This is a genomic window from Arthrobacter sp. AL05, assembly GCF_029960715.1.
Taxonomy (GTDB): domain Bacteria; phylum Actinomycetota; class Actinomycetes; order Actinomycetales; family Micrococcaceae; genus Arthrobacter.
Genome location: NZ_JASBRC010000015.1, coordinates 16,306 through 33,707, shown reverse-complemented (window position 1 = coordinate 33,707; position 17,402 = coordinate 16,306). Strand labels below are relative to the sequence as shown.

The window sequence follows — 17,402 nt, the reverse complement described above, 5'->3', positions numbered from 1 at the left end:
CAATACAGGGATGCGGGTAGATACAGCAAAACAACTGAACACACGTCTGCTTGTTTCCCCGGTTTCACAAGTGAAAAAAGCGAAGACACGGAAACAAGCTTCACAAGTAAAGCCAGTATTACTGGATACGCTTGGATCACTCTGGAAGGGGATTTGATGAAACACGATCTAGACCGCGGTGCCCTAAGCCGCGTTATCGCGGTAATCAACGGCAAAGGCGGGGTCTTCAAGACCAGCCTGGTGGCCAACGTAGGCGGACTCCTCGCCGAGGGCGGATCGCGTGTGCTCCTCGTGGATCTCGACCCTCAAGGAAACCTCGCCGAAGATCTCGGCTACGCCGACCAGGGTGACGGCGGCAGAAGTCTGGCGGCCTCGCTCTGCTTCGGGGGAGAACCCGACATGCTGACCAGTGTCCGACCCAACCTCGATGTCATTGCCGGTGGACCCCATCTCGACGATGCCGCGGCATTCCTTGGAGCCAAAGCCCAGAAGGACCGTGATGCTGCTCAACTCGCCCTGGCCAAACTGCTTGCCGGCGTCGCGGGGGAGTACGATCTGGTCCTACTGGACTGCCCACCCGGAAATGAGCCCCTGCAGGCCGCCGCGGTAGCTGCCGCCCGCTACGCTCTGGTACCGCTGAAAACGGACATGTCCAGCCGTAAGGGTGTCGCCGCCGTCGCGGCACGCATGGACAGCGTCGTCGGCCTCAATCCCTCCCTGGACCTATTGGGCGTCGTTCTGGTTGGTACGGGTACGAATTCCAAGCAGGTGCACAAGGTCACCCGAGACCACCTCATCGCCGATTTTGGCACCGACGAAGTGCTGTTCCCGATGAGCATCCGCCACGCGGAGGCCACCGCCCAGGCATGCCGTGAGCGAGGGCTGCTGGCCCACGAGCTCGAGCGGGAGCTCAGCAAGGGACCGAAATGGTGGGAAGTCCTGCGCGGTGAAGCGAAAGCCGGCAACGCCGGTCCAAAATCGGCTTCCAGCGTGGCCGAAGACCTCCACGCTGTCGCCATGGAAGTGACCCGCCGCATCGCCGTCGCAGAATCACAGGAGATCAACGCGTGAGCGCCGAACCGACACCCAACCGCCCCGCACTCGGGTTGCCCCCACGACGCACAGCCGCGCCGGCCGCCGAGGCGCCGCTGGCAAGGATGCTCCCCGGACACCGCCCGGAGACACCAAAGAAGTCAGAACCCAAAGGGGCCGACACAGCAAACATGACGGTGAGTATCCCCGCCGCGCTGCGGAACCGTGCCCGGGCCGCATACCGGGCGACCAGCTACGCCGAAGGGGATAACACCTGGAGCCACTTCGTGGCGAAAGCCATCGAAGCAGAAACCGCACGCCGCGAAGCCGAACACAACGACGGTGCGATGTACCCGTCATGGGGTGTCAATCTCCCCGGCGGTAGGCGACTCAAAGATGGCTGAAAGCGCGGACGGAACCTTGAGGCGGCCGCCCGCCGGGAGGAGACAGGGATCCTGTGCTTTTGACCCAGCCGCTATCAACAGGGCTGAACTCCGAGTCTGGGGGTCTGCCCTCAGTGCGCGGCTTCGTACTTTTCCATGATGTCAGCCTGGGTACGGCCACGGGTATTGACCGGCAAGCCTTGTTCGGCCGCCCACAGCCGGACCTCGCGGGCATTGGAGGAAGCTGGACGCGTTGTCCGTGCCCGTCCGCCAGTCTTTCGGGCTGCTTTGGTGTATCGGCTGAACGCTTCACGCAGCTCGAGTGCGTGAGCATCATTGAGATCGATTGCGTATTCGACGCCGTCAAGGGCAAACGAAAGTGTCTCACTTGCCTTCGAGCCGTCGAAGTCATCTTCTAGAAGGGTTACTACTCTTTGTGCCATAGGAAAAGTTTAAGGCTTTGTAATCGCGCCGGATGACTGTTCTCTGCTATCGAAGACCAATGGAATGCCAAGGGGATCCTTTCGCCGTAAATGCCGCTATCCATCACGTAGGTATTTTTCGGAGCGGCAGGCTGCTCAGTCACTCCGCGGTCTCCTGTTGTTACGCGCGACTGTCCCAGAGATGTCCCAGATTGAAAGTAGTGGGATTGAGGAGTTATCCACGCGCCGCGCGGGAGCAGCACATCGATCCAGCTACGGGTCGAGCTGGGCCAATAAGTTATCCGGCCGCTGCGGTAGCCTCGCGTCGTCGCAGCCAGGCGTCGAAGTTTAGGATTGGCGTCTTGTTGGCCGCGTGCGGGTTGTCGTACCAAAGGGAAAAGCGATTGATCAGGTAGCTGAGGTAGGAGTCAGCATTTTCCCACCAGATCGGATCATGTTTCGAGAGCTCAAAATCGGCGTCTTCGGGAAAGAGATTGGACCATCCCACAGCACCAAAATGCTCTCCTAAAGCGGCAGCAACGCTATGTCTCGCATGACGCCCAGGAGACGGCAGGCGTGTCACGTATTTGCGATAGACGGTCTCCCATGAGGAGACCGCTTCCGAGATTTCCTGGGGTTGAACGGATTCAACGCCGGAGCGCTCGACGACCCGGCGAATATCCTGCAAAGCTTGGGTCAGGGCAGATGCCGCTTCACGCTGAACTGCCCTCTGGTCTGCTCGGTTTTCGCGGAGCAGGGTCAATCGGTGAATCAAAACTACGGATATAAGAAGTCCGGTTACTGAAACGCCAGCTGCAATAACTGGACCTGAAAGCAGCTCGCTCAAATCTCCCCGTCCGTATGCAAATTTTTCGTAAAGCATACCGATAAGCATGACCTAGCTGCCCTAAGCATCACCCATCCGGCGCACGTGCGTTTGCGCGATGCCTTGGTCGCAGTGCAGGCAGAACTCCGACGGCGAGGCCCGGCGGAATGAACGGGCCGATTCTCACGGGCGGTAGCCGGACTGGTCCGCTGATGCCGCAGGAACGGCGTGCACACGACTGATAGTGACTACATCGAGTGCCTCCATGTCCGGAGCCGCCCAGACCAGCGCTCGATCCTTCGTGCCGAAATGGCGGGGCTCCCGTACCACGAATGAACAACTTCCTTACCCCCGCTGTGGAAGGATCTACGCATGCTTCGGAATAGGGCGCTACCCCAGACAATTCAGATCTACCTGCCGCAGGGTGACCCTGCCGGCATCCGCATGGCTGAGATCACCACGCGAACGGTGCGCGTATTTGAGGTGCCGCGCCCTTTGCTCCGCGATTTCCGCGAAATGCGTGAATCCAAGCAGGTGGGCGTCTACTTTCTGTTCGGATCATCGCCCTCGGGCAGGCCGTCCTGCTACATAGGCCAGAGCGGAAACATCGGCGACAGGCTAAAGCAGCACTCGGACAAGAAGGACTTTTGGGACCACGCTCTGGTCGCAGTGTCTCTCACCAATGCCTGGACGAATACACACACGGGATACATGGAATGGCAAGCCATAAGAAGGGCCACGGAAGCCGGGCGCTACGAACTGCACAATGCCAATGACGCCTCAAACCCGCATACGCCGGCGCCTCTCGAATCGGACTGCCGCGAGTATCTGGAGACTATCTCCGTTCTCCTAACAACCCTCGGCTACCCAATTCTTGAGCCTGTCCGGGAGATCCGGTTGGCCGGCCCCAGCGACGGCGGCAACGATGCGGCCGAGATGCTGCTCTTCCGAGAAGGCGGGACTGAAGCCCGGGCACGGCCAACGACGGAAGGTCTTCTTGTTCTCGCTGGGTCGGCGGGCAAGGCTGTGGCTCGCCCCTCGCTGCCGGCCTCACTCCTGCGCCGGCGCCTTGACCTAGTTGAGCAGGGCGTTGTCGATATTCGCGGTGATGATTACGTCTTCGTTAAGGACCAGCTGTTTAGCAGTCCTAGCACCGCTGGCGCGGTGGTTTTAGGCGGCAGCATCAACGGAAGGATTACCTGGAAGACCGCGAAGGGCCGGACCTTCCAGCAGCTCGAGGATGAGGCACTGAATGACGATTCACCGGAATCAGCCTAGTGTCGCCTGATCTGTTGCAACGGGTCCAAAGGCTGTGCGGCCGGCTACCGCCCGGATTAACGTCATCGTGCCACATGTTTACTCTCGCCCCCGGACGCAGCAAGAGACTGGCCGACCGCAACGGCTGACCAGTCTCTCGGGGACTGCTAGGCCAACGGGCTGGTGAATAGCCTTGACGGTGGTGTTGTGCGGTGCAATTTATCTAAACCTGGGTGGGTTGAATCCGTCAATTTCTGGGTGCTCTGCCTGGGAAAAATACTCGCCATCGCGGCGCTCGGGTCTTTCACGAGATCCTTGCCGAGAACAGGAGAGACCGAGATCAAGTGAACCTGCCCCTGGGTCTCGGTACCGAGGGAGAAGGTCTGACCCCTAAGACGGATAGGATGCTTGGCAGGCGGATCGCGATTCCATGAACTGCTCGACTCAATCAACGCCGCGGCCTCGTTGGCTGCTGCCTTCCGCGCGACTCGAAGCGACTGGCGCGTGTCTCCTCAGGAGCATGTCTCGCACGGTCCACCTTGCGGGGCTTGCATCATCGCCCGACGAGCCGCGGAGACAGACTATTTAGGGCGAGATCAACGCCCGCAGATACGATCTCTCGGTATCCGTAAATTTCGGGAGATTGAGAATGAAAGGAAGACGGTGAGCAACGAACTGAGATCACTCCTCGCGCGGGTGGAGGACAACGACCCCGACACCGCCAAGGAACTCCGCCGGCACATCGATGTGCTACAGAATCGGCGGCAGTTCGGTCTCACCTTCGAACGGCACACTCCCGAGTCCGTTGCGCTCACAGGCCGACCAATCTCTATCGGAGACAAGGTTCGTTTCCTGCCGCCCCGCGGCGGGACAGAGGCCGGGTCGCACGCGACCTGGATCGTCACCGACATCTCCGGACCGAAGAGTAGCCGAGCCGCCAGCCTCATCGACCCCAGGACCAAAGATGAGGCTTCTCGTGCCATCGAGGACCTCGTGTTCGTTGCTGACTTCCGCGACCCGATCTACCCGGGCCTGACACCCTTCGGCGAGCCAGTCCTGCGCGGCGGTGACCAGCCGTTCCACACAGTCATCAACGCCGAGAATTACCACGCGCTCGAAGCAATGTTGTTTACGTACCAGGGCAAGGTTGACTGCATATACATTGATCCGCCATACAACACTGGTGGCAAGTCGTCTTGGCTCTACAACGACGACTACGTCGATGGCGACGACGCCTACAAACATTCGAAGTGGCTTGCGTTCATGGAGCGCAGGTTGAAGTTGGCCAAGCGGTTGCTGGCTGATACGGGCGTTCTGTTTGTCAGCATCGACGATGCTGAGACTCATCGACTACGGATGCTCTTGGACCAGGTGTTCGGGGAGGAAAACTTCGTCGATACGCTTGCTGTCGAAATGTCGACGACATCGGGACCTAAGACGGTTAACGCCCAGCAAGGGACGATCGTAAAGAACGTCGAGTACGTCCACATTTACAGGAGATCTGCGGCCTTTGACCGAGTCAAGCACACTCCGCTTCTGGATGGGATTGATGCATACGACACGCACTACTCGCTGTGGCTGAACGAGGACGGCACGATCGGGTCACTCGCCCAACAGATGATGGCCGACGACGTGGTCCGAGGCGAAATCGAAAAGTACGACCTGGTCGCGCGAGGCAGGTTCAGCATGAATACGATGGACAAGCTCCTGGCTGTCTCTGAGCCGGCAAGACTGTTTATTGTCGGCAACTTGTCGAGAATTGCATCGGCCGATCGTCCACCTGTTTCGGCAGAAGGACAAACGACGCCAGTGGGGCATTGGGTTGAGTTCAAAACCGATCATCGAACTTACCTCCTTACCACGCTTGCCACGGGGACTCTTCGATCATTGATGCCCTTGTCGATGAATTACCGGATGTCCGACGACTACAAGCCCCGGTTCGGTCGAACGGTGATCCGAGGCGACCTGTGGAAGGGCTTCCATCAGGACATGGGGAATGTCGCCAAGGAAGGCGGCGTCGCGTTCTCGAACGGAAAGAAGCCCGTTCGTCTCATAAAACAGCTGATCCGATGGGCGAATAACTCTCCGGATGCGCTGATCGTTGACTTCTTCGGCGGTTCAGGCACCACGGCCCATGCTGTGATGGCGATGAACGCCGAGGACGAGGGGCGTCGTCGTGCCGTCCTCGTCACGAACAACGAAGTCAATCACGAGTCCGCGAAAAAGCTGCGGAAAAAGGGTCTTCGACCGGGGGACTCCGACTGGGAAGCTGTCGGGGTCTGCGAAGCAGTCACGACGCCGCGCCTGATAAACGCGGCGACAGCGATGGATGCCAACATGGAGTTCCTTCGACTGACCTATGAGAACCCCGCCCTAGTTGAGCTCGACTTGGCATTCGAGCGGATCGCTCCGCTTCTCTGGATGCGGGCGGGTTCCGATGGTCGTCGCATCGCCGAGAAGACAGACACCTACGAAGTGGCGGAGGCCTACGCCGTGCTGTTCAGCGTGGACGCCTCGAAGCCATTTCTGACGGCCGTGGAGAAGGCCGAGGGTCTTCGGGTCGTATATGTCGTCACGGACGACGAGACCCAGTACCAGGCCGTTGCCGGTCAGCTGCCCGAGGGGGTGGAATCGGTGCGGCTCTACGAGAGCTACTTGCATACATTCCAAATCAATACGGGAAGGGCCTGATCGATGCGCTTCACGCTGAAGGACTACCAGACTGAGGCAGCCGCGAAGATCCTCACCACGCTCGGCTACGCCCGTGAGGACTGGCACAAACGGGAGCGACGGACGGCGTTCGCTCTGTCGTCGACGACGGGCTCGGGCAAGACAGTGATCGCGGCCTCGGTCATTGAGGCTCTGCTGCATGGCAGCGACGAGTTCGATGTCGAGGCTGATCCGTCGGCGGTCGTGCTGTGGGTCTCCAAGGACCCTTCTCTCAACGCACAGACGAAGAGTCGTTTCATCGAGTGCGCCGACCGCATTCCGGTTGGGGACCTGGTGCTCCTCGATAAGACTTATGCCGAGGAATCGTTGCAGACCGGGGCCGTGTACTTCATCAACCCGGACAAACTGGGCAAGAACGCCGACTTCGTCAAGCACACCGATGACAGGCACGTCACCTTCTGGGAGATCCTCACCAACACGATCCAGGACGAGGAAAAAACCCTCTACATGGTCCTCGACGAAGCACACGAGGGCATGAAGGATCAATCGAGTGGCGATCAGACGATCGTCCAGAAGATCATCAACGGCAACGGCGTCAATCCGGCAGTTCCTGTCGTCTGGGGCATTTCGGCCACCGTCAAACGTTTCGATCAGGCCATGGAAAGGGCCGACGCTTTCACGAAAGAAAAGAATGTCGTCATCGACCCGAAAGACGTGCAGAACTCGGGGCTGCTGAAAAACGCTCTCACTCTCGATATACCCGACGAGGACGGCGATTTCTCGACCACGATGGTCCGGGAGGCCACGCTCGACTTTGTCGAGGTGTGCGAGCGTTGGGACGCTTACTGCGACGAACAGGGCATCGACCCCGTCGTGCCGCTCATGGTCGCCCAGATCCCGAACAAGATGGCGGGTGAGAAGGACACCGAGAAGGGGCGCAGGGAAGAGGACGAGCTTATCCGCCTTGTCCTGGAAACCATCCGGAAGCACTGGCCGGACATGCCGACCGACTCCGTCGCACACGTCCTCGGCGACCGGGCGACCATCGAAATCGGTGCCTACGAAATCCCGAAGGTCGCGCCGCAAGACGTCCAACACACCCACGGGATCCGCGTCCTGCTGGCCAAAGACGCCGTCTCGACCGGTTGGGACTGCCCGCGGGCGGAGGTCCTCGTGTCCCTTCGTCCGGCAAGGGAGGACACCTATGTCACCCAGCTGCTCGGGCGCATGGTGCGAACGCCCTTGGCCCAAGAGACCAGTGTCGAACGCCTCAACGCCGCCTCGTGCTATCTTCCACATTTCGACAAGGAAACAGCGAAACGCGTCGCCGAGGAGATCATGGGCATGCGCGAGCCCCGCTCGGGCGAGCGCGGCGCAGCAGTCAACAAAGTGATGTTGAAGCCGATCACGCTGCAGCGCAACCAGGACGTGCATCATGAGGTGTTCCAACTTATCCAGGGGATACCTTCATTCGCGAAGCCCGCTGCAGCACCGCGGCCCGTGAAACGCATCCTCAAGGCCGCGCAGGCACTCGCCCAGGATGAACTGATTCCGGATGCGGACAAGATCGCGCACGAGGCGATGTTCGACGTGCTGGACATTATCACCGAAGCCAACAAAGTCGCCCTGGCGGCACAGGCGAAGAAGATCGTGAGCGCCGACGTCAGGCGGATCCTGGTCGAGCGCGGCGAGGATGAAGCAACGGACTCGACGGATACCCGGGACGCCGATGCTGCCACGGTCGATGACGCTCTTCGCCACCTCCGCCGGCTCATCACGGCGTCGGCCGTCAACCGATACCTGTCACGTAACATGCAAGCGGCCATTAACGAGGCATACAAAGAGGCCGAGGATCCGGCGGCCGTCGATATCACCGCCATCCGTGCGCGCGTCGCCGCCCTGGCCTTCATCGACACGGAGGTGCAGAAGCCCGTGGAGGACGCAGCCGATTCCCTCACGCAGTTCTGGCTGACGACCAAGGCCAAGGATATTGCAAGCCTGCCCGACTCGCGCAGACCGACATACGAGGCGATCCAGGACATGGCCCGGGAGCCGGAGCAGGTCGCAATTGAGATCAAGACCGATGAGCGCGTCGATTCGGTCGACACGGACCTCAAGCCCTTGCCGACGGAAAAGAAGCACCTGCTCGCTACAGCCAACGGCGACTACCCCCTTGAGCTGAAGATGGCGAAGAACCGCTGGGAGCGGGCCACGATTCAGCACGAGAGAGAACTGGGCACCCTCGAGGGCTGGTACCGGAACCCGTCAGCGGCCGGGAAGAACTCGCTGCGGATCGCTCACAAATCCGGGAACGCATGGAAATCGGTGCAGCCGGACTTCGTGTTCGCACACAGCAAGGACGGTGAGCTTCTACCCTCGCTCGTCGACCCGCACGGTGCGCACTTGGGGGACTCAGCACCGAAGCTAAAGGCGCTGGCCGAATACGCCGACGAGCACGGCGACAAATTCGACCGGATCATCGCCGTCGGTATCGAGAAGGACAACGTTCTCTATGGACTCGACTTGAAGAGCTCGAAGATTCGTCGCGCTGTCTATGAGTCGGCTGCGGATAGCGACTCGATTAGGCGTCTGTACGGGGCGTACGGGACGAAGTACGCAACCGTCCCGGCGGACTTCTGACCGTCGCGCCCAAGTGGGAGCACGATCAGGACGTCTAGGAATCGGCCGAAGGGCGTTCGGGTCGAGTACGCAGCCGTGGTGGCCGTCGAGCACTCGGTAGTCGCCATTCCAGGGCCTGCCCAGAGCTCCAAAGCCTCGATTTTTCATGATGCTCGTTGATGTCCGCTGATTTGTGGCCGCGGATGATGGGTGTTTTCCGTTTTCGATGAACCCGGGCGGGATAACCTCAGACTTCATCCCAGCGGACTTCATCGCCCCTCCCAGGGCCATCGGTGGCTGGGACGGACTAAGCACCGACGCCCAAGGCAAGCCGATCATCTCCGGGCCGTCCGATCACGTCGGCGGACACTTCGTCCCGCACCTCACGGAATGCGTTGTCGAAGAAATCGTCAGCGTCATTCCCGGAGCAGCAGATATCTGCAGCAAGCTCGGGATTCCTTCACCGGCGAAGTAGTCCCCAGATGTTGACGACAGCCTATGATGCCACCGTGACTCGTTCGATCGCTAACGGCGTTCCAGTTCCTAGGAAGTGGAACGCCGTGAGGAGGTCATTCAAAAAATTGCGCCACGCCACGAAAATTCGTTCCACAACTATGTTCCCGTCGGCGTCCCGCGCCGAGCGTGCAGGATAAGTATCGGTACAGTGGTTCCATGGATATTGGGTACGCACGCGTCTCGACCGCGAAACAGGACCTCGACCGGCAGATTGATGCACTGCGCGGCGAGGGCATCCCCGCCAAACATATCTACGTAGACAAAAAATCCGGATCCACGACAAACCGGCCCGGACTGCATGAAGCCCTCGACCAGGCCCGCGAAGGAGACGTGATCGTCGTGCACACCCTGGACCGGCTGGGCCGCACCGTTCGGGACACCCTGAATCTCATCCACGACCTAGCGGGCCGCGGCGTCGGAGTCCGGAACCTGGCTGACCCGATCCGGGTTGATTCCGCCAACCCAGAGGATCCCATGTCGCAGCTGGCGGTTGTAATGCTTGCGCTCTTCGGCCAAATGGAACGAACCTACGCGATCGAACGCGCAGCCCACGCGCGCGCCGTCGCTGTTACTAAAGGTAAAAGGATCGGCCGGCCCAGCGTGATCGATCCAGCGAAACTCGCCTACGCCGCACACCTTCGCGACCAGGAAAATCAGTCCATCTCCGAGATCGTCGAAGCCACCGGTATCACCCGCTCCAGCCTCTACCGCTACCTGCCGCCCCGTCCACCGGAAACGCTGACCGCGGAGACCCAGCCGAGCGCCTAATAATCCCGGAGGTCGGTGGCGTTTCGTGCAGGTGACTTCGGACAGAATGGCGGTTGGTGCACACGACTTCCGACAAAACGACGGTTGGTGCAGACGACTGCGAACGCCGCCGTGTCAGGAGTCTTCTGCACTCACCCCGTACTTCCGCGGGATCCAGTGCAGACGACGTCTGAAACTGACAAGTGTCCCACCGAAGGTGTCCCGGTTCCAAGGATGTGGAACTGCCACGTACAGCGAGGTTCCAAGCAGGGCCAGGTCACCACTGAGGCTTCGAGACAAAGAGTTGGCTGCATACTAAGGAATGGGCTCCTGAGCAATGAACCGGTGTCCAGAAAACTGACACCAGATGTCGCGCCGCCGGACGGGTAGGTCTGTGACCTCGGCCTTACTGTCGTACCCGCCTGTCAAGATGGTTGGGTGCTTCGGAAACTCGCCAAGGAAATGGCTCTCACAGTCTCATTCAATATGCAGCTCGCGAAACTCCAGCTCAATGGCTACGGCCGGCGGCGGTTCCGGGCAGGATTCGACTCCGGATACAGCGTCGGGCACGATCATGGTGTTCGAGGATTGACGAAGCCGGCAAGGTCCGGCCTCCCCGATCATCCTCAGACAGAGGTCGACGGCGTTGAAGTCGACCATCTAATGGCGCCCCTGCTTCGAGCGCTGTGGGATTTAGGCCTAGAGACGCAGTTTTCATGCCAAGGAGACCCTGAGCACTACACCGCCCATGAACCGTTGCTTAACTTCAACCGCGCTCAGATCGTGTTTGCGGATTTCGACCAGGCCTGCAAATTTGTGCGGAAAACCATGGAGCTTCTAGACGGTGCCGCCTTCAGCGAGGGCGGAATAGACATCACGACGATGGATCCGACGGACGATACCTCTTTTCGGGCAAGCGTCTGGTTTCCGCCGGAGCTTCTGGCGACCATCACGCGGCTCTGGGTGGAATTCGAAACCACAGTTCCACCGGCGGCGGGGCAACTGCCGCAAGACGAAACGGCTCTCCAAGGATAGTGCGCATGCCTTGCAGGTATCCGTGTACCGTTACCTGAGCATGGAGCGGGCAACAGCCGGAATGACTCTGTTCGGGCGGCGAGGACAAGGGGACCATGACGCCTACGAGAATTGCCATCGATAGGGCAACCATTGAACCTTGGGTAGCAGTGGGTCAATCAGCGCGGTTGATGACCGACATCCTTTCGCAGGTAGGGGAGCCGCTGAAGGGCTCCAACTTCGAGACCATCAACGACCACTATCCTCCAGAGCGTTCGTCTGATTGGTGTCGCGAATTCCTGGCTGCAGGGCTTGAGCACATGGTGCTTTGGGCGGATCACGTAGCTCCTCTTCGGTTTCATGAGGAGGCTGTCGTGACGCACACGTTCCGGCCGGTGCAAACTTTGTCTCGTGCTGCCATCGAATCTGCCGCACAGGCGGTATGGGTGATGGATGGCGGTTCCGCGCGAGAATGCGCCCGACGCCACATCTGCCTTTTACTTGAGGATCTTGATGAGCAGCGTAAAGCCGCGACGGGAGACGAACGCAAAGGCCGCCTGAAGCGGGCTCGTCAGATCGTTCTGGATCGTCTTAGCCCGTATGTCGAAGAGAACGACTTTGGTCAGTTCCCGGGATACATGTATGTCGTGAAAAAGGCCGCTGCCACGTTAGCCGTCAAGGGATCGGCAGACGCCGACTTGGTGGATCCAGCGGTTGTTGAACGCCTGTGGCGAGCCTCGGCTGGGTCGGCCCACGGCAAGCGTTGGCCCTCATTGGAGCTTCAGATCGTGGATCCTGGAAGAGAGATTTCCCCAGGTCAATTCGAAGCTCACAGAGCTCCTGATCCGGTTGCTATTACAAAGATCCTCGATCTCGCGAATTCAATTCTTACCTACGGGGTCCTCCGCTTCGCTGACTTCTCAGGCTATGAACCTCAGCTACCGGTGATGATGGGTGAGGCCCAGAAGAGGCTTTCGGACCGCATTCCCAAGCGAACCGATTTGTAGTCTTGTGGTTCCCTATTCACGGCGACAGCTGACGTGGGAAAGAGAGAAGGCTGCCCCTGAGGCTCGCAGTCCTGCCGGACAGGCTTCAGCCGGGTCCCATCAAGGCAGTCTCAGTTCTAAGGAACTGGAACTCTATGGCCATTACGGATTGAAGCATACGCTTATCGACGCCCAGTTCAGTCTGGACCAAGGAGACGCGGGCGGTTACTGGGCCGTTAGTCTTGCTAAATGAGGTCGGACGAAATGCGGCGCATGATGTTGACCAGCTGGATCACGCTATCGGCGGCGATGCCGGCATCCCTTCTGGAACCGGTCCCTCGATGTTTAACCGCCTGGGCAAACTCAATGGTGGCTCTAGCAAGTTTGCGGAGCTCGGCGTTAGTCGCACCCTCAAGCTCCACCTCGACGTAGCGATCGAGCCTTTGCTTTGTGTTGCTGACCGGTGGCTCGGCTTCACCGTTGCGGAGGTGTCTGTTCGAGTCGTAGACGGTCGCGCTCAGGGATTCGAGAACAATGACGCAGTCATTGCCGACGTTGCGGAAGTCTTGCTCGGAGCGGGCTTGGCTGAAGTGTCGGCGCAGTTCGGCTAGTTCTTCATCGACTCGGGGCCACCCGGTCGTTCCTCGGGGAGAGATTGGGTTACTGAGCGTTGACTCAATCTTTGAGAGTTCCAGCTCGACCAAGCGTTCGTGGATGTCGTCAAACAGGCGGCTCAGGATGTCCCGTCGGGCTTGGTAGCTGTTTGCGGCTCCCTCCCTGATCCAGAATTGACGGAATGTCCGGAAATCTCTGAACGGCGGAGCAAACTCAATTCGGAGGCGCTTTAAAACCTGTCGCAGCGCGAGCAATGCCCGGGCGGAATCGTCATCATCCATTCGCTCGTCAGCGTAGGGATTGCCACCGGTTCCGAATGTCTCGAACTCATCATGCACAAGACGAGCCAGGGCAACCGCTGCGTCGACGTCCGTTATCCGATCCAGGGACCCTGTCAGGACACCTTCGATCATTTCCCGGTTCAGGTTCCGGGATCCCTCCAAAGAGTTGTCAATCCAAAATTCATCTGCGCGCATTGAATCAGACTATTTCGCTTGGAACTAACCCGGCGTTTGCTATCGCACAGTCAGGGCCCGTGTTGTAGCCGGTCATGTGCGATGAGGTCTGGTGGAACGGGAATGAATGTCAAGGCCCTCCTGCAGATCGCGTTTCCGCAGGCGCTCAACACCTTCCCAAGGAGCTGCTACCCGGCCGAGAAACTCATCCCGCACAAATTGCTGATAGCCGCCTTCCTCAAGGTGACCGTAGTGAACTTCCCAGCTGTCCCCGCGAGAGGGCGATAGCTGCCCGAACGGTAAGCCGGTACTCCTCCAGACGACCGTAAGTGCCGGATCGTAGAGGCTCTCATGGGTAGTGATCTTCCCGTAATTCACCTGTCCGGGCACTCCACTGGGTCTACCCTTCGGCGGGCCGGCTTCAGCTTGGTTCTTTGCCCTATCTCGTTCCCTTTGATCCAACAACCGGTCGAGATGATCCTGGCTCACAAGCACCAAACCGAACAGACTAACGCCTGCTCTTAGTAACTTGCCGAAAGGTATCCAGACCTTGAGACGCCACCTATGGGAAAAGAGGGAGAGCAAAATGGCAACCGCAGTCACTCCGGCAATCCAAACCGCAGACCCGAGAAGGGCAAACTCCATCTGCTGCTGCCAAGTCAGTGACTTCCACCATCCGTCGTCGGCGAACAGATGACTCTGCTCAATTAGAGGGGTCACAGAGCCGAGCGGAATCAGTAGGGGGAGGCAAAGCGCCCAAAAGAAGCGTTTGACGTGGGGTTTGAGCGCAAGCTCGTCTTGGTGTCCATCAGATTGCACCGTCAAAGCTTATAGGCGGCGAGGCAGGGTAGTGGCGGGCAACCGGAGCATCCTGAAAATCAGTGAGCCTCCCGCACTGCGTTCCCGACGGAGCCCTTTGGCAGACGGTGCCAGCTCGCCAAAAGGAGCCGAAGTGACGTGCTGAAATTGATCATGGACCGCAACACCTTAGAGCGAATGGGTTTCCGAGAATTTCAAACCATGCTGGCTATGGACCCTATGGCCCCGCCGCTGAGTTACGGGGCATACGTTGTCCTTCGCCCTTCTTCGGACGAGCCCCGGTTTCTAACAGAGAGTCGAGGGGGTCGCTTTAAGGGGCAGGACCGAACCGTGCGCCCTGCTGACGCTCTCAGGCGAAGCTGGGTGCCGCATACGCCTGTCCTCTATATCGGAGGTGCCGGCATGAGGGCCGGTCAGAGCACGCATCTGCTTGGCCGCATAGATTCGTATCGGCAATACGGTCTTGGCCTCCCGAAGTCCCACGCCGGCGGATGTCGGGTCTGGCAACTGGCCGATTGTGAGGAACTCCTGATTACGTGGAAGGAGACCCCTGGAGTCCCAGGCTTAGTCTTGGAACAAGGTTTGAGGAAGCTATTTGCCGACGACCACGACGGAGCAAGACCCTTCGCAAACGGACCTTTAAAAAGAAGGTAGCGCCGGTAACTAGTCGTTGCTGCCGCCCCATGTTTCTCGAAAGACGGTGACACGCGGTGAATGTAATTCCGGGTGTTCCGCTTCCAAGGAACTGGGACGTTTTTGGCCGTGATCCAAAATTGTGAAGGGACCGCGCGGATGAATGGCGAATCTGTGTCATCAGGGCGGGGTAGTCTGACGCCAGTCGAGATTTGCAGCGGGGGTCACTTGTGTCAGGTGCAGAATGGGAGTTCGCTTCCTCGTCCTATGAGCCAGAAACGGAGACTGAGTATGCACAGGCCAGAATGCCTGGTCGCCTATACACCTCCAAAACGTTCGCCAACCGCAACTCAAACTCATCTGACTACGGTGAACCGAGCCGCTTTGTTTACCAAGTGTTCGACGACGATGGCACGGCCTCGTCATTGCAACGAGAAGGTGAAGAGTGGGCAGTCACCCCGATTGCTGGCACCCGCTCACAGATCAAGGTTCTGATCTCGAGAGAAAAGGGATCCATCGTGGATCTCTGGATCCAACGTGTGCCGGTCGTAGGCTCTGGATCGGTAGTCAAAGAAGTCCTGCGAGTCCGGCGTGAGGATGCCATTCGATTGGCGGAGTTCTTTCGCCGTCTCATGCTCATTGAGCCCAACGGCGCCGGGACTGCTACAAAACTCGACGAAGAAACTCTCTCCACGCTGCTGAACAACCCCGAATCGGCCAGCCGGGTGTACGAGTCGCAGGCGCCAGCGGTTCGCGCCCTAATCGCCGACGATGCCCAGGCGCAGGATGTCGTTGCTCTTGCTGGCAGACGGGCCGCCCTTGAGCGGTTTCGAAGAATGCTTGAAGACGATGCCTTCTTCGACTCGCAGATTGAAGAGAACAAGGGAATGGAATCGGTTTGGCAGAAATTCTTCGAGACCAACCCTTGGGTCTTGGGCGTCGGTCTCGGTACACAGCTGTTCACATCGTGGTCAGAAGAGAAGCTTGAGCAGATCGTGAGAGGGCACTCAATCGCGGGTGATGGCAAGCGTGCGGACGCGGTGCTACGAACAAGCGGACTTGTTCAATCAATGGTGTTCGCGGAGATCAAGCACCACCGGACGCGTCTATTGAAGGACGAATATCGTCCGAGCGTTTGGTCTATGTCGAAGGAACTTGCTGGCGGTATCAGCCAGGCCCAGGTGACAGTCCACCAGGCTGTCGCAAACGTGGGAGAACGAGTGGCTCGGCGTGGTGACGATGGCTTCGAAACTGCCGACTTGACCTACTTAATCCGCCCACGTTCCTTCTTAATTATCGGAAAACTTTCCGAGTTCAAGAACGAACAGGGACAACACCACCCTGAAAAAATTCGTTCATTTGAATTAGCGCGGCGCCACCTTCAAGAACCCGAAGTCGTGACTTTTGATGAGCTTCTAGCAAGGGCGGAATGGATAGTGAGTAACTCTGCCTGAACTAGATCTTCGTCTCAGACGAGCCGCGGCGCAGGGCGTGTCCCACCAAAGGTGTCGCGGTTCCAAGGTAGTGGGACACATTTGTCCGATCATCCGTTGAGCCTTTCCAGCAGCGGTTCGCAACAGAAATGTCAGTTCGTCGGCTCATACTGTCCGCATGATCGAAATACGTCCGCTCTTCCCGCGCGGCTGGGAGCCCTCTGAGCCCCTCGTCGCGTACAACAACGCAGACGGGCAGGTTGTCGCCGCGGAGGCGATGAGCCGCGGGAACGGCTCGTACTACGACCTCTACGGGTACCAGGGCTCCAAGGACATCGTGTGCATCGACTGCAAGTAGGTCGGCCGCAATGTTCCGCTCCATCGCTCTGCGGAAGAGTGCTGTGACGGTTGGTTGGAGCTGCCCGCCGGGGAGGAACTGGAAGCCCGGGCAGAAGGTCCCGTCGTCGATGACCCGGACGAGCTGGCGCATGACCGGTTCGGGGTCGTCCATGAGCTCGGAGAGCCGGCGGCGCATCTGCGGGAGGTCCGGCAGTGTGAACTCGGTCCGGATCCCGGCCCAGGTCTGATCGCTGATGGTTTGAGGAGTCACTATTGCCTAGTCGCTGATGTTTTCCAGCAGCCACTGGGTGGAGAGCGGGTCCCGGCGGAGCGTAACGGTCCGAAGATCCGAGGTGGTGCCGGAGCGGACCTGGACCCGCCAGAATTCGATGCTGACCAGGTCGCCGCTGCCGACGGCGGCTGTGCGGCGGGTGTCCCACCACGCGTCCCGTCCGTACCAGTGCTGGGAATCGGTGTCGGGATCGACAAGCCAAATTTGCCCGTCGTGGCGGATGGCGAGGGGTTTGCCCGAAGTGTTGGTCCGGACCTGCAGGTCGTGGGTCTTGGGGGCGGTGTCGGTGATGGTGCTCATGGGGTGGTGGTTCTTTCGTGGTTCTTTCGTGGTTCTGTCGTGCA

Annotated in this window: 16 protein-coding genes; 11 read left to right on the top strand and 5 right to left on the bottom strand. The window is 59.3% G+C overall.

The genetic code is table 11. The features are described from left to right. Positions 1-156: 156 nt before the first annotated feature. Positions 157-1,071 carry a ParA family protein gene (locus QK287_RS15890; protein ID WP_282360737.1) on the top strand — a complete coding sequence of 305 codons (915 nt, stop codon included), beginning with the start codon at positions 157-159 and terminating at the stop codon, positions 1,069-1,071. Continuing rightward, the gene (locus QK287_RS15885) at positions 1,068-1,436 is read left to right on the top strand and encodes a hypothetical protein (RefSeq protein ID WP_282360736.1); all 369 of its coding nucleotides are present in this window, start codon (positions 1,068-1,070) and stop codon (positions 1,434-1,436) included. The genes QK287_RS15890 and QK287_RS15885 overlap by 4 nt, the downstream gene beginning before the upstream one ends. Before the next feature lie 110 nt (positions 1,437-1,546). On the opposite strand, the gene QK287_RS15880 is transcribed toward QK287_RS15885, so the two are convergent. Together QK287_RS15880 and QK287_RS15875 are read right to left on the bottom strand one after the other, a co-directional pair. Continuing rightward, complete coding sequence (locus QK287_RS15880; protein WP_282360735.1) at positions 1,547-1,858, bottom strand: Lsr2 family protein; 312 nt, start codon at positions 1,856-1,858, stop codon at positions 1,547-1,549. 277 nt (positions 1,859-2,135) lie between these two features. Continuing rightward, positions 2,136-2,720 (bottom strand): hypothetical protein, encoded by a 585-nt coding sequence (locus QK287_RS15875; RefSeq protein WP_282360734.1) that lies wholly within the window; start codon positions 2,718-2,720, stop codon positions 2,136-2,138. A gap of 315 nt (positions 2,721-3,035) precedes the next feature. Here QK287_RS15875 and QK287_RS15870 point away from each other — a divergent pair, with 315 nt between their 5' ends. From QK287_RS15870 to QK287_RS15840, 7 genes are all read left to right on the top strand, one after another. After that, on the top strand, positions 3,036-3,941 hold the full coding sequence (locus QK287_RS15870) for a GIY-YIG nuclease family protein (RefSeq protein ID WP_282360733.1): 906 nt from the start codon (positions 3,036-3,038) through the stop codon (positions 3,939-3,941). A 642-nt stretch (positions 3,942-4,583) separates the two neighbouring features. Then, on the top strand, positions 4,584-6,611 hold the full coding sequence (locus QK287_RS15865; RefSeq protein ID WP_282360732.1) for a site-specific DNA-methyltransferase: 2,028 nt from the start codon (positions 4,584-4,586) through the stop codon (positions 6,609-6,611). Between the two features lie 3 nt (positions 6,612-6,614). Continuing rightward, a complete protein-coding gene (locus QK287_RS15860; RefSeq protein WP_282360731.1) occupies positions 6,615-9,230 on the top strand; it encodes a DEAD/DEAH box helicase family protein in 2,616 nt (871 codons plus the stop codon). 205 nt (positions 9,231-9,435) lie between these two features. Continuing rightward, on the top strand, positions 9,436-9,684 hold the full coding sequence (locus QK287_RS15855; protein ID WP_282360729.1) for a hypothetical protein: 249 nt from the start codon (positions 9,436-9,438) through the stop codon (positions 9,682-9,684). Between the two features lie 197 nt (positions 9,685-9,881). After that, a complete protein-coding gene (locus tag QK287_RS15850; protein ID WP_282360728.1) occupies positions 9,882-10,493 on the top strand; it encodes a recombinase family protein in 612 nt (203 codons plus the stop codon). Positions 10,494-10,910: 417 nt separating this feature from the next. Next, the gene (locus QK287_RS15845; RefSeq protein WP_282360727.1) at positions 10,911-11,507 is read left to right on the top strand and encodes a hypothetical protein; all 597 of its coding nucleotides are present in this window, start codon (positions 10,911-10,913) and stop codon (positions 11,505-11,507) included. Between the two features lie 170 nt (positions 11,508-11,677). After that, positions 11,678-12,493 carry a hypothetical protein gene (locus QK287_RS15840; RefSeq protein ID WP_282360726.1) on the top strand — a complete coding sequence of 272 codons (816 nt, stop codon included), beginning with the start codon at positions 11,678-11,680 and terminating at the stop codon, positions 12,491-12,493. A gap of 224 nt (positions 12,494-12,717) precedes the next feature. Here QK287_RS15840 and QK287_RS15835 read toward each other — a convergent pair whose 3' ends face one another. Together QK287_RS15835 and QK287_RS15830 are read right to left on the bottom strand one after the other, a co-directional pair. Further along, a complete protein-coding gene (locus QK287_RS15835; RefSeq protein WP_282360725.1) occupies positions 12,718-13,563 on the bottom strand; it encodes a hypothetical protein in 846 nt (281 codons plus the stop codon). Positions 13,564-13,635: 72 nt separating this feature from the next. After that, positions 13,636-14,361, bottom strand: coding sequence for a hypothetical protein (locus tag QK287_RS15830; RefSeq protein WP_282360724.1), 726 nt, complete (start codon positions 14,359-14,361; stop codon positions 13,636-13,638). Positions 14,362-15,224: 863 nt separating this feature from the next. On the opposite strand from QK287_RS15830, the gene QK287_RS15825 reads away from it, so the two are divergent. Next, positions 15,225-16,448: a Shedu immune nuclease family protein gene (locus tag QK287_RS15825; protein WP_282360723.1), complete on the top strand. Its 1,224-nt coding sequence runs from the start codon at positions 15,225-15,227 to the stop codon at positions 16,446-16,448. Between the two features lie 157 nt (positions 16,449-16,605). Next, positions 16,606-16,785: a hypothetical protein gene (locus QK287_RS15820; RefSeq protein WP_282360722.1), complete on the top strand. Its 180-nt coding sequence runs from the start codon at positions 16,606-16,608 to the stop codon at positions 16,783-16,785. A gap of 258 nt (positions 16,786-17,043) precedes the next feature. Here QK287_RS15820 and QK287_RS15815 read toward each other — a convergent pair whose 3' ends face one another. Further along, positions 17,044-17,358: a hypothetical protein gene (locus tag QK287_RS15815; protein ID WP_282360720.1), complete on the bottom strand. Its 315-nt coding sequence runs from the start codon at positions 17,356-17,358 to the stop codon at positions 17,044-17,046. Positions 17,359-17,402 lie beyond the last annotated feature (44 nt).

What these genes read in the sequence shown, in the direction of transcription:
- QK287_RS15890 (WP_282360737.1), top strand. Translation starts at nt 157, where the DNA reads ATGAAACACGATCTAGACCGCGGTGCCCTAAGCCGCGTTATCGCGGTA.
- QK287_RS15880 (WP_282360735.1), bottom strand. Translation starts at nt 1,858, where the DNA reads ATGGCACAAAGAGTAGTAACCCTTCTAGAAGATGACTTCGACGGCTCG.
- QK287_RS15875 (WP_282360734.1), bottom strand. Translation starts at nt 2,720, where the DNA reads ATGCTTTACGAAAAATTTGCATACGGACGGGGAGATTTGAGCGAGCTG.
- QK287_RS15870 (WP_282360733.1), top strand. Translation starts at nt 3,036, where the DNA reads ATGCTTCGGAATAGGGCGCTACCCCAGACAATTCAGATCTACCTGCCG.
- QK287_RS15860 (WP_282360731.1), top strand. Translation starts at nt 6,615, where the DNA reads ATGCGCTTCACGCTGAAGGACTACCAGACTGAGGCAGCCGCGAAGATC.
- QK287_RS15855 (WP_282360729.1), top strand. Translation starts at nt 9,436, where the DNA reads ATGAACCCGGGCGGGATAACCTCAGACTTCATCCCAGCGGACTTCATC.
- QK287_RS15850 (WP_282360728.1), top strand. Translation starts at nt 9,882, where the DNA reads ATGGATATTGGGTACGCACGCGTCTCGACCGCGAAACAGGACCTCGAC.
- QK287_RS15840 (WP_282360726.1), top strand. Translation starts at nt 11,678, where the DNA reads ATGACCGACATCCTTTCGCAGGTAGGGGAGCCGCTGAAGGGCTCCAAC.
- QK287_RS15835 (WP_282360725.1), bottom strand. Translation starts at nt 13,563, where the DNA reads ATGCGCGCAGATGAATTTTGGATTGACAACTCTTTGGAGGGATCCCGG.
- QK287_RS15820 (WP_282360722.1), top strand. Translation starts at nt 16,606, where the DNA reads ATGATCGAAATACGTCCGCTCTTCCCGCGCGGCTGGGAGCCCTCTGAG.
- QK287_RS15815 (WP_282360720.1), bottom strand. Translation starts at nt 17,358, where the DNA reads ATGAGCACCATCACCGACACCGCCCCCAAGACCCACGACCTGCAGGTC.